10 protein-coding genes are annotated in these 10,543 nt (G+C 71.4%); 4 read left to right on the top strand and 6 right to left on the bottom strand.

Annotated features, from left to right (window positions below; translation table 11 throughout):
* Positions 1–68: 68 nt before the first annotated feature.
* The gene (locus ACYVE9_RS07675) at positions 69–1,604 is read right to left on the bottom strand and encodes a S8 family serine peptidase (protein ID WP_461026977.1); all 1,536 of its coding nucleotides are present in this window, start codon (positions 1,602–1,604) and stop codon (positions 69–71) included.
* A gap of 243 nt (positions 1,605–1,847) precedes the next feature.
* Between ACYVE9_RS07675 and moaA the strand changes: the two genes are divergently transcribed.
* Positions 1,848–2,837, top strand: a complete 990-nt coding sequence (gene moaA / locus ACYVE9_RS07670; RefSeq protein WP_461026976.1) for a GTP 3',8-cyclase MoaA — start codon at positions 1,848–1,850, stop codon at positions 2,835–2,837.
* Here moaA and ACYVE9_RS07665 read toward each other — a convergent pair.
* Together ACYVE9_RS07665 and ACYVE9_RS07660 are read right to left on the bottom strand one after the other, a co-directional pair.
* Entirely contained in the window at positions 2,820–3,041 is a 222-nt protein-coding gene (locus ACYVE9_RS07665; protein ID WP_461026975.1) for a hypothetical protein, read from the bottom strand. The genes moaA and ACYVE9_RS07665 overlap by 18 nt on opposite strands.
* Before the next feature lie 216 nt (positions 3,042–3,257).
* Complete coding sequence (locus ACYVE9_RS07660; protein WP_461026974.1) at positions 3,258–3,617, bottom strand: DUF3099 domain-containing protein; 360 nt, start codon at positions 3,615–3,617, stop codon at positions 3,258–3,260.
* 258 nt (positions 3,618–3,875) lie between these two features.
* Between ACYVE9_RS07660 and ACYVE9_RS07655 the strand changes: the two genes are divergently transcribed.
* On the top strand, positions 3,876–4,157 hold the full coding sequence (locus tag ACYVE9_RS07655; RefSeq protein WP_461026973.1) for a GlsB/YeaQ/YmgE family stress response membrane protein: 282 nt from the start codon (positions 3,876–3,878) through the stop codon (positions 4,155–4,157).
* A 162-nt stretch (positions 4,158–4,319) separates the two neighbouring features.
* Here ACYVE9_RS07655 and tyrS read toward each other — a convergent pair whose 3' ends face one another.
* From tyrS to ACYVE9_RS07640, 3 genes are read right to left on the bottom strand one after another with little or no spacing between them, the layout of a single operon-like run.
* Positions 4,320–5,735, bottom strand: coding sequence for a tyrosine--tRNA ligase (tyrS, locus tag ACYVE9_RS07650; protein ID WP_461026972.1), 1,416 nt, complete (start codon positions 5,733–5,735; stop codon positions 4,320–4,322).
* 49 nt (positions 5,736–5,784) lie between these two features.
* Positions 5,785–7,185, bottom strand: coding sequence for a metallopeptidase TldD-related protein (locus ACYVE9_RS07645; protein ID WP_461026971.1), 1,401 nt, complete (start codon positions 7,183–7,185; stop codon positions 5,785–5,787).
* The gene (locus ACYVE9_RS07640; protein ID WP_461026970.1) at positions 7,182–8,702 is read right to left on the bottom strand and encodes a TldD/PmbA family protein; all 1,521 of its coding nucleotides are present in this window, start codon (positions 8,700–8,702) and stop codon (positions 7,182–7,184) included. Before ACYVE9_RS07640 ends, ACYVE9_RS07645 begins: the two co-directional genes overlap by 4 nt.
* 278 nt (positions 8,703–8,980) lie before the next feature.
* Between ACYVE9_RS07640 and fabG the strand changes: the two genes are divergently transcribed.
* Positions 8,981–9,685, top strand: a complete 705-nt coding sequence (gene fabG / locus ACYVE9_RS07635) for a 3-oxoacyl-[acyl-carrier-protein] reductase (protein WP_461026969.1) — start codon at positions 8,981–8,983, stop codon at positions 9,683–9,685.
* 5 nt (positions 9,686–9,690) lie between these two features.
* Positions 9,691–10,470 carry an enoyl-ACP reductase FabI gene (fabI, locus tag ACYVE9_RS07630; RefSeq protein WP_461026968.1) on the top strand — a complete coding sequence of 260 codons (780 nt, stop codon included), beginning with the start codon at positions 9,691–9,693 and terminating at the stop codon, positions 10,468–10,470.
* Positions 10,471–10,543: the final 73 nt, after the last annotated feature.

Here is a 10,543-nt window from a genome sequence, read left to right as displayed (position 1 = left end):
GGGCGGTGAACGCCCGGCCCCCGCTTGCCGGTACGGGCCGCTGCCCGGACCGGCTCACTCGTGGTGCGTCACTTCTGCACGGCCGCCAGGGCGTCGACGATGCCGTAGCCGTAGAAGCTGTTGATGTGCTTGGTGCCGGTGCAGGTCGCCAGGTAGGCGCCGTCACCGCTGGGGTCGAACGGGTCGGTCGGGCAGGGGGTGCTCATGGCCTGCGCCTTGAGGCGCCAGCCCAGCTCCTGCGGCGTCACGTTCGGGTGCTTGCTCTTGATGAGCGCGGCGACTCCGGCGACGTACGGGCCGGCCATCGAGGTGCCCTGCAGGAAGGCGTACTCGCCGTCCGGCATGGTGGAGAGCACGCCGCCGCTCTTCGCCGGGGCGTCCGGGATCTGGTAGCGGGTGTCACCGCCGGGAGCGGCCACGTCGATCTCACCGAGGCCGTAGTTGGAGTAGAACGACTTCTGCTCGTGCGAGCCGGTGGCCGCGACCGAGGTCACGCCGGGCAGCTGCGTGGGCAGGTCGGGGCAGACCCGGGGGTTGATGGTGCGCTCCACCGGTGTGGAGTCGTTGGGGCTGGAGCGGTCGGTGATCTCCGCGGCGGCCAGGTCGTGGTTGGAGTTGCCCGACGAGGTGACGTGCGCGGTGCCCTTGCCCTGGGTGTACTTCAGGGCGCGGCTGACGGCCTCGACCAGTGCGCCCTGGTCGGCGTCGTCGCGGCAGGCGTACAGCCACGGGTCGACGTAGTAGCTGTTGTTGGTGATCTCGACGCCCGTCTTGGCGGCGAACATGAACGCGCAGACGACGGCTTCGGTGTAGAAGAAGCCGTCACCGGGCTCGCTCACCTTGATCGACGACACCTGGACGCCCGGGGCGGCGCCGGCGATGCCCACGCCGTTGCGCGGGGCGGCGATGATGCCGGCGACGTGGGTGCCGTGGTAGCTGCCGTCCGGGTACGGGCGCCAGGCGCCGGGGGAGGTGTCCGGCACCCCGCCGACGCAGTTGGCGGACTGCTTCTTCGAGAAGTTCGGCGCCAGGTCCGGGTGGGTGTCGTCGACGCCGGTGTCGATGACGGCGACGGTGACGTTGCGGCTGCCCTCGCTGATCTTGTGCGCCTTGTCGGCCTTGATCTGGGGCAGGCCCCACTGGAGGGACTCCAGCGGCTCCTCGTCGGACGCGGCGGAGCGGAACAGCTTGTTGGGGCTGACGTACTCCGGCTCGCCGACGTCCGTGGTGGCCGCGGTCTGCAGCGGCGCGGTGCGGGTGGCGCCGGCCGAGTCGATGCCCTTGACGGCGCGGAGCTGCTCGCCGAAGTCCGGGTTGCCCGAGTGGGCGACGATCACGCCGATCTCGGGGTGCGCGGTGACGACCGAACCGCCGGCCTTCTTGACGGCCTTCTTGGCCTTCTTGATCGACTTCTTGTCGGCCTTGGTGTTGACGACGTAGGACAGCTGCGGCCCCTCGTTCTTCACGACCGCCGCGGCCCGGTCGGCCTTCTCGGTGGCGATGGCCGCGCTCGTACCGGGCAGCAGCCCGAGCGACACGGTCAGTGCCAGGCCGACGGGTACCGCGACAAGCCGCCGCCGCCTGGTCAGGGCTCTCAATGCCATGAAGTCTCCATGTCTCGTGGACGCACAACTGGTCATCAACCACCCGTCCGGTTAACGGACTTGCCGGTTCGGGTGCCGGAGGGAAGCTATCGCCGCCACCCGGTCGAGGGCAACGAAATCCGTAAGATCGAGATCAGAACAATACGGAGAGTGGTCATGAACTGACTTCAACGATCTGTTGAATGTCGCAGGTGTCGCGTACGCTGCAAGGAGAGGTTCCAACCGCGGGAGGGGTTGCCGCGCATGCTGCTCGACACCTACGGCAGGGTCGCCACCGACCTGCGCGTCTCGCTGACCGACCGGTGCAACCTGCGTTGCACCTACTGCATGCCTGAGGAAGGCCTGCAGTGGCTGGCCAAGCCCGAACTCCTTACCGACGACGAGATCGTCCGGCTGATCCGCATCGCGGTGACCCGACTCGGCGTCACCCAGGTCCGGTTCACCGGCGGGGAACCGCTGCTGCGCCCCGGCCTCGTGTCCCTGGTGGAGCGCTGCGCAGCCCTCGAACGGCGCCCGCGCATGTCGCTCACCACCAACGGCATCGGCCTGGAGCGCACCGCCACCGCGCTGCGCGACGCCGGCCTGGACCGCGTGAACGTCTCCCTGGACACGCTCGACCCAGAGGTCTTCCAGCGTTTGACCCGCCGCAAGCGGCACGCCGACGTGCTGAGCGGCCTGGCGGCGGCCCGGGCCGCCGGGCTCACCCCGGTCAAGGTCAACGCCGTCCTGATGCCGGGCCTCAACGACACCGAAGCCCCCGACCTGCTGTCCTGGGCGATCGAGCACGACTACGAACTGCGGTTCATCGAGCAGATGCCGCTCGACGCCCAGCACGGCTGGCAGCGGGACACCATGATCACCGCCGGGGACATCCTGGAGTCGCTGCGCACCCGCTTCGAGCTCAGCCCGGAGGGTGAGCAGCAGCGCGGCGCGGCGCCGGCCGAGCGCTGGCTGGTGGACGGCGGCCCGCACCGGGTGGGCGTCATCGCCTCCGTGACGCGGCCTTTCTGCCGGGCCTGCGACCGCACCCGGCTCACCGCCGACGGCCAGGTCCGCACCTGCCTCTTCGCCCGGGAGGAGTCCGACCTGCGCGGAGCGCTGCGGTCCGGCGCGGAGGACGCCGAGATCGCCCGCCTCTGGAAGGTCGCGATGTGGGGCAAGAAGGCCGGCGCCGGCATCGACGACCCGACCTTCGTGCAGCCCGACCGGCCGATGTCAGCGATCGGCGGCTGACTCCCAGTCCGCCAGCGGCACGACGTCCTTGAGGAAGTCGCGCATGGCGAGGAACTGCGACAGGTGCTCGCGGTGCTCCTCGCAGGCCAGCCAGGTCTTGCGGCGCTCGGGGGTGTGCAGCTTCGGGTTGTTCCACGCCAGCACCCACACGGCGGCGGCCCGGCAACCCTTGGCGGAGCAGATGGGGGCTTCTTCAGTCGTCACCCCGCCATGAGAACACGCTGCCGGGGGCGGAAATGGCGACGCCGGGCAGCCACGGGGGGAGCTGCCCGGCGTCGGTCCGTCGCTCCGACGGGGGATACGGAGCGCGTACGCAGTATGGCATGAGGGCACTGGGCGGGAGCACCGGAACGACGCGATTGATCTGAGCTTTTTCTGAGCTTTGCGCTCACTTGAAGATCACTCGGCGTCGCAGGCGGATCAAGCCGCGTCCGGCCTCGTTCGGTTCGGCGGAGTCGGGGACGCCTCGACTGGTTCGTCGGCCGGACCCAGCATGACCCTCGGCGGTACGGAGACGAAGGACGACGGGATCGCGGGGGAGCGCTCGCGCCCGGCGTTGGCGATCACCACCGCGACGTACGGCAGCGCCACTCCCAGCACCAGCGCGGCCACGGCCAGCGGGCGCTGCACGTTCCACAGCAGGACGGTGAGCGCCACGGACGCCGCGCGCAGCAGCATGGAGATCACATAGCGCCGTTCCCGTCCCCGGACGTCCTCGGCCAGGCCCTGGCGGGCGCCGGTGATCCGGTAGACCTCGGTACCGCGCTGCCTGCGTTTCATGATCCACCACCCGTGCCTCGCCGGAACCGGACATCCCGGACCACTCCTACGGTACGCCGCCCGCCGGTCCGTCCCGTAGGCGGGGTGGACCCGGTTCGGTACGCCCGGCGGCAGGACCCGCTCACCCGTATCCCGCCTGCGTGCACGATTCCTCGGACCGGCCGGGGTAGCCCGTTTGGCGGGCCCGGCGTGCGGCAACCCGCCGATCAGGCAAAGCTGGTACGGAATGCGCATCCCTGCGCCGAACGAGGAGGCGGTATGAGCTGGTTGTGGGCGATCATCCTGGGTCTGATCCTGGGTGCACTGGCCCGGGCGATCCTGCCCGGAAAGCAGAACATCCCCATCTGGCTGACGATCATCTTCGGTGTCCTCGGCAGCCTCCTCGGCAACGCCGTGGCGGCCGGAATCGGAGTCGAGAACACGGACGGCATCGACTGGATCCGGCACCTCCTGCAACTGGCGGGCGCCGTGCTGGTCGTCGCGGTGGGTACGCCGCTCTACGCCAAGTTGCGGGGCGGCTCCGGCTCACGCGCCAGATGACACGGTGAGGCGTCCGGCAGCCGGACGAGCGGGTGCTGCCCGGCGGAATCCGCCGGGCGGCACCCGCACTCACGTGCATCCCGCCGGGCCCCGACCGCAGCCCGGTGCCGCCTGTCGCGCGGTGTCGCGTACAGCGCGGTTCGGCGTGGAACCCGGTGCCGCCTACAGCCCGGTGATCTGGGCGATCTTACGGCCGGCCTTCAGATAGACCGTTCCTTCCAGGCCCGCCTCCGCCAGCTTCTCCGGCACCACCTCGGCCAGCGGACGCAGCGCCTCCTGCTCGCCCAGCACGATCGACGTCTGGGCGCCGCCCGCAGCCGGCTCCACCACCAGACGAAGCCCGTTCTGCTTGGCGATCCGGCGGGCGGCCGACGCACTCGGAGTGAAGCCGAGCACCCCGGTCAGCACCGCCGCCACGCCCTCGCCGCCGTGCTGCCCGGCGTCCACCGACGGCAGCGTGCCGACGTCCGCGAAGGACTTCTTGGAGAACTGGGCGACGAAGCCCGCCCGTGCGGCGGCCGCCGCCTCGGGCCCGTGGATCGCCGCGACCACCTCACCCGCCAGAACCTTCTTCAGGTCCATCGGATGCAGCGACCGCTCCTCGATCCGCGCCAGGACCAGCGCGATCTCCTGGTCCGTCCACTCCGTCCACGCCTTGAGGTACGGCTCCATCAGCCGGTCCGGCACCGACATGATCTTGCCGAAGACATCGTCCGCGGAAGCCGTCAGGCCGACGTAGTTGCCCTTGGACTTCGACATCTTGGCGCCGGTGCCGTCGGTGCCCTCGATCAGCGGCATGGTGAGCACCAGCTGCGGCGCCTGGCCGCGCAGCTCCATCAGCCGCCGGCCCATCTGGAGGTTCAGCAGCTGGTCGGCGCCGCCCAGCTCCACGTCGCTCTCCAGCGCCACCGAGTCCAGGGCCTGGGCGATCGGGTACAGCAGTTCCGACATCGTCAGCCCGGAGCCGGCGGCCAGCCGGCTGCGGAAGTCCTCCCGCTGCAACAGCTGCGACACCGGCACCTGCGAGAGCAGCCCGAGCAGCTCGGGAAAGGTGTAGGGCGCCAGCCACTCGCTGTTCTGCCGGAAGCTGACCCGGTCGAAGTCGAAGAACGGCCGGACCTGCTCCCGGTAGCCGGCCAGGTTGCCGGCGATGTCCTCGTCGGTCAGCGGCGGGCGCTCCGCCGTCCGCCCGGAGGGGTCACCGATCTTCGCGGTGAAGTCCCCGATCAGCAGCGTCACGTCGTGGCCCATGCGCTGGAAGCGGCTGAGCACGATCACCGGCACCGCATGGCCCAGGTGCACGTCGGCCGCCGTGGGGTCGATGCCCAGCTTGATGCGCAGGCCGCGGCCCTCGGCCCGCCGCTGCTCGATGCGCTCGGCCAACCGGTCGGCGCCGGGCAGCACCTCCACGGCGCGCGCCGCGATCAGGTCTGCCTGCTCCTTCGCGGACAGGTCGCTCAGGTCGAGATGACGCCGGGAGCCCGTCTCGTCGAGCAGCCGCCCGACGGTCTCGTCGGAGGAGAGGTCCTGCGCCAGCAGTGCGCTCGCGCGCTGCACGGATTCGCCGAGGCGTGTCACGTTCTGGTCCTGGGGTCGATACGGATGGGTGGGGGAGAGTCTATGCCGGTCACACACCCCGGCTGACGGAGCTCATCCGGAAGTCCGGAACACGCAGCGGCGGCATCGCGGCGCGCGTGAACCAGTCCGACCACTCGCGCGGCAGCGTGCGCTCGGTGCGGCCGGCCTCGGTGGCACGGGAGAGCAGGTCCACCGGTGACTCGTTGAACCGGAAGTTGTTCACCGAGCCCGTCACCTCGCCGTTCTCGACCAGGTAGACACCGTCCCGGGTCAGCCCGGTCAGCAGCAGCGTCGCCGGGTCCACCTCCCGGATGTACCAGAGGCAGGTGAGCAGCAGCGCGGGTCCGTCGTGGCCGGAGGCCGCGGTCATCTCGGCCAGCGACGCGGCCCCACCGCCGTCCATCACGAGGTTGTCGATCGCGGGGGCGACGGGCAGCCCGGTGAGCGCCGCGGAGTGCCGGGTACTGACCAGGTGCCGCAGCTCACCCTCGCGCATCCAGTCGGTGGCGGCCAGCGGAAGCCCGTTGTCGAAGACCGAGGCGTCGTCCCCCGAGGCCCGGGCGAGAACGAACGGCGCCGCCTCAAGGCCGGGAGCGTGCGGGTCGCTGCGCAGGTTCAGCGGCAGCCGCGAGAGCCGCTCACCGACCCGGGTACCGCCGCCGGGCGTGCTGAACACCGTGCGGCCCTCGGCTGCGTCGCGGGCCGCCGCCGACCACAGCTGGTAGACCATCAGGTCCGCCACCGCGGAGGGCGGCAGCAGTGTCTCGTAGCGGCCGGCGGGCAGGTCCACCTGCCGGCGGGACCACTCCAGGCGCTGCGCCAGCTCCGCGTCGAGCGCCAGCGGGTCGACGTCGGTGAAGTCGCGAGTCGCCCGCCCCGTCCACGGGGAACGGGTGCGGTCCGGCGACTTGGCGTTGACCTCCAGCGTGCCGGTGGGCTGGTCGTGCCGCAGCCGCAGGCCGGCGGACGTGCCCAGGTAACTGGAGACCGTCTCGTGGCTGGCGAAGCCGTACAGTTCCCGGTCCCCGCCGGAGGCCCTGGCGAACGCCTCACCCAGGGCGGGCGCGAAACCGGCGAAGACCTGCGGCGACGTCTCGGCCGGCGGCTCGGTGAAGTCCGGTGACGCGGGCACGCCCGTCACCGGGGGCTGCGCGTCCTCGGCCGGCCCGGCCTTCGCGGCGGCGTGCTCGGCCGCCCGCACCAGCGGTTCCAGTTCGTCCCGCGTCACCCCCGACCGGGACACCACCCCGACCGCGGTGCCCGAGGCGCCGTCGACGGTGGCGATCACCGTGACGGACCGGCCGCGCGTCACGCCGTTGGTGGTGAGCGCGTTGCCCGCCCACCGCAGGTTCGCCGTGGAGCGCTCGTCGGCGATGACCGCGCAGTCGTCCGCCCGGGACAGCTCAAGGGCCCGCTCCACCACCTCGTGCGGCTTGTGCACCGGGGTCATCGGCCGGCCTCCTGGCTCGTGTTGAGGATGTTGACGCCGCGGAACAGTGCGGCCGGGCAGCCGTGCGAGACGGCCGCGACCTGGCCCGGCTGGGCCTTGCCGCAGTTGAAGGCGCCGCCCAGGACGTAGGTCTGCGGCCCGCCCACCGCCTCCATCGACCCCCAGAAGTCGGTTGTCGTCGCCTGGTAGGCGACGTCCCGCAGCTGGCCCGTCAGGCGGCCGTTCTCGATCCGGTGGAACCGCTGGCCGGTGAACTGGAAGTTGTACCGCTGCATGTCGATGGACCACGAGCGGTCCCCGACCACGTACACGCCGCGTTCCACTCCGGCGATCAGCTCCTGTGTGGACGGACCGTCCTGAGCCGGCAGCAGCGACACGTTCGCCATGCGCTGCACGGGGACGTGCGACGGGGAGTCGGCGTAGGCGCAGCCGTTGGAGCGGCCCATGCCCGTCAGCTTGGCGATGCGGCGGTCCAGTTGGTAACCGACCAGCACGCCGTCCCTGACGAGGTCCCAGGACTGCGCCTGCACGCCCTCGTCGTCGTAGCCGACCGTCGCCAGGCCGTGCTCGGCGGTGCGGTCGCCCGTCACGTTCATCAGGTCCGTGCCGTACCGCAGGGTGCCCAGCAGGTCCGGGGTGGCGAACGACGTTCCCGCGTAGGCGGCCTCGTAGCCCAGGGCCCGGTCCAGTTCGGTGGCGTGGCCGATCGACTCGTGGATCGTCAGCCACAGGTTGGAGGGGTCCACCACCAGGTCGTAGTCACCGGGCTCCACCGGGGGAGCGGCGAGCTTCTCCGCCAGCAGCGAGGGCAGTTCGGCCAGTTCGGCGTCCCAGTCCCAGCCGGTGCCGCGGGCGTACTCCCAGCCGCGCCCCACCGGAGGGGCCAGGGTGCGCATCGAGTCGAAGTCACCCGAGGGGCTGACCGCGACCGCCGTCAGCTGCGGATGGATCCGCACCCGCTGCTGGGTGGTGACGGTGCCGGCGGTGTCGGCGTAGAACTTGTTCTCCTGCACGGTGGTGAGCGTCGCGTCGGTGTGCGCCACGCCCTCCGCCGCCAGCAGGCCGGCGCTCCACTGCGCGAGCAGGGCCGTCTTCTCCTCGTCGGGCACGTCGAACGGGTTCGTCTCGTAGGCGGAGACCCAGCTCCGCTCGCCGTGCGACGGCTCGTCGGCCAGTTCCACCCGCTCGTCGGACCCGGCCGACCTGATGACCTGGGCGGACAGCTTCGCCATCGCCACCGCCTGCGAGGCGACCCTGGCCGCGGCGTCCATCGTGCGGTCCACGCCTGCGGCGAAACCCCAGGCGCCGCCGTGCACCACCCGCACCGCGTACCCGGAGTCGGTGTCGTCCGAGGAACCGGACGGCCGGGCGTCCCGCAACCGCCAGGAGGCGCTGCGCACCCGCTCGTACCGGAAGTCGGCGTGCTCGGCGCCCAGAGCCCGGGCCCGCGCCAGCGCCGCGTCGGCGAGCGCGCGCAGCGGCAGCGCGGTGAAGGTCTCATCGATGGGGTGGGGCACCCGGCCTCCTCCGTTAGACGTCAGGCGCAGTGAATCATGCCGTTCGGACAGCCGGGCGGAACAGCGGTTTTCCGGCCCGGACCCCGCCCTCCTGCCGCTGCGGGCGCATCGGCCCGCCGACCGGCCCGCGGTGGCTCCGCGTCGGGCACCGTTCTGTAGGGACCCCACAGGGTGCCGCACAACGCCCTGTGGGTGGCCGAGTGCCGTCGGAGGGCACCGGCCCGATAGTTTCGTAGGGCACAGCAGATCCACGCACGACACATGGAGAAGGTGGTCCCTTGAGCCGCTCGGTTCTCGTCACCGGAGGAAGCCGCGGCATCGGCCTCGCCATCGCCCGCGCGCTCGCCGAGGGAGGCGACAGGGTCGCCGTCACCTACCGGTCGGGCGAGCCGCCGGAGGGCTTTCTCGCCGTCCGCTGCGACATCACCGACGCCGAACAGGTGGAGCAGGCCTACAAGGAGATCGAGGAGAAGCAGGGCCCGGTCGAGGTGCTCGTCGCCAACGCCGGCGTCACCCGCGACCAGTTGCTGCTGCGGATGTCCGACGAGGACTTCACCTCGGTCCTGGACACCAACCTCACCGGGACGTTCCGCGTCGTCAAGCGCGCCAGCCGCGCGATGCTGCGGGCCCGGAAGGGCCGGATCGTGCTCATCTCGTCCGTGGTCGGCCTGCTCGGCTCCGCCGGCCAGGCCAACTACGCCGCGTCCAAGGCGGGACTGGTGGGCTTCGCCCGCTCCATCGCCCGCGAGTTGGGCTCCCGCAACATCACCTGCAACGTCGTCGCCCCCGGCTTCGTCGACACCGACATGACACGCGCGCTCACCGACGAGCAGCGCACGGCCATCGTGGGCCGGGTTCCGCTGGGCCGCTACGCGCAGCCCGACGAGATCGCCGCCACGGTCCGATTCCTGGCCTCCGAGCAGGCCGCGTACATCACTGGAGCCGTCATCCCCGTTGACGGCGGATTGGGCATGGGTCACTGAACGACATGAGTGGACTTCTCGCCGGCAAGCGCATTCTGGTCACGGGCGTCCTCACGGACGCCTCGATCGCCTTCCACGTCGCCAGACTCGCCCAGGAGGAGGGCGCCGAGGTCGTACTCACCGGTTTCGGCCGTCTCAGCCTGGTGCAGCGCATCGCCAAGCGGCTCCCCAAGGAAGCCCCGGTGATCGAGCTGGACGTGCAGAACAAGGAGCACCTCGACGGGCTCGCCGCCGCCGTCACCGAGCACCTCGGGGAGGGCGTCGGCCTGGACGGCGTCGTGCACTCCATCGGGTTCGCCCCCCAGGACGCCCTGGGCGGCAACTTCCTGCACACCGAGTGGGAGTCGGTGGCCACCGCCGTCGAGGTCTCCGCCTACTCGCTGAAGTCGCTCACCATGGCGCTGCTGCCGCTGCTGGAGCAGCGCGGCGGCTCGGTGGTCGGCATGGACTTCGACGCGCAGGTCGCCTGGCCGAAGTACGACTGGATGGGCGTGGCGAAGGCCGCCCTGGAGTCGACCTCGCGCTACCTCGCCCGCGACCTGGGCGAGAAGGACATCCGCTGCAACCTGATCTCGGCCGGGCCGATCAAGTCGATGGCCGCCCGCTCGATCCCCGGCTTCGAGGACCTGGCGGACGTGTGGAAGACCCGCGCCCCGATCGGCTGGGACCTGACCGACCCCGAGCCCGCCGCCCGCGGTGTGGTGGCGCTGCTCTCCGACTGGTTCCCCAAGACGACCGGGGAGATCGTGCACGTCGACGGCGGCGTGCACATGATGGGCGCCTGACCCGTCACCCGGCGGCACGTCCGCGCACGTCGTAGGCCCGCCCGCACGTCCGCGCCCCTCGCCGGGCGCGGAC

The organism is Streptomyces sparsus (assembly GCF_054776295.1).
This window is presented reverse-complemented; position numbering and strand designations above follow the sequence as displayed.

What these genes read in the sequence shown, in the direction of transcription:
- ACYVE9_RS07675 (WP_461026977.1), bottom strand. Translation starts at nt 1,604, where the DNA reads ATGGCATTGAGAGCCCTGACCAGGCGGCGGCGGCTTGTCGCGGTACCC.
- moaA (WP_461026976.1), top strand. Translation starts at nt 1,848, where the DNA reads ATGCTGCTCGACACCTACGGCAGGGTCGCCACCGACCTGCGCGTCTCG.
- ACYVE9_RS07660 (WP_461026974.1), bottom strand. Translation starts at nt 3,617, where the DNA reads ATGAAACGCAGGCAGCGCGGTACCGAGGTCTACCGGATCACCGGCGCC.
- ACYVE9_RS07655 (WP_461026973.1), top strand. Translation starts at nt 3,876, where the DNA reads ATGAGCTGGTTGTGGGCGATCATCCTGGGTCTGATCCTGGGTGCACTG.
- ACYVE9_RS07645 (WP_461026971.1), bottom strand. Translation starts at nt 7,185, where the DNA reads ATGACCCCGGTGCACAAGCCGCACGAGGTGGTGGAGCGGGCCCTTGAG.
- fabI (WP_461026968.1), top strand. Translation starts at nt 9,691, where the DNA reads ATGAGTGGACTTCTCGCCGGCAAGCGCATTCTGGTCACGGGCGTCCTC.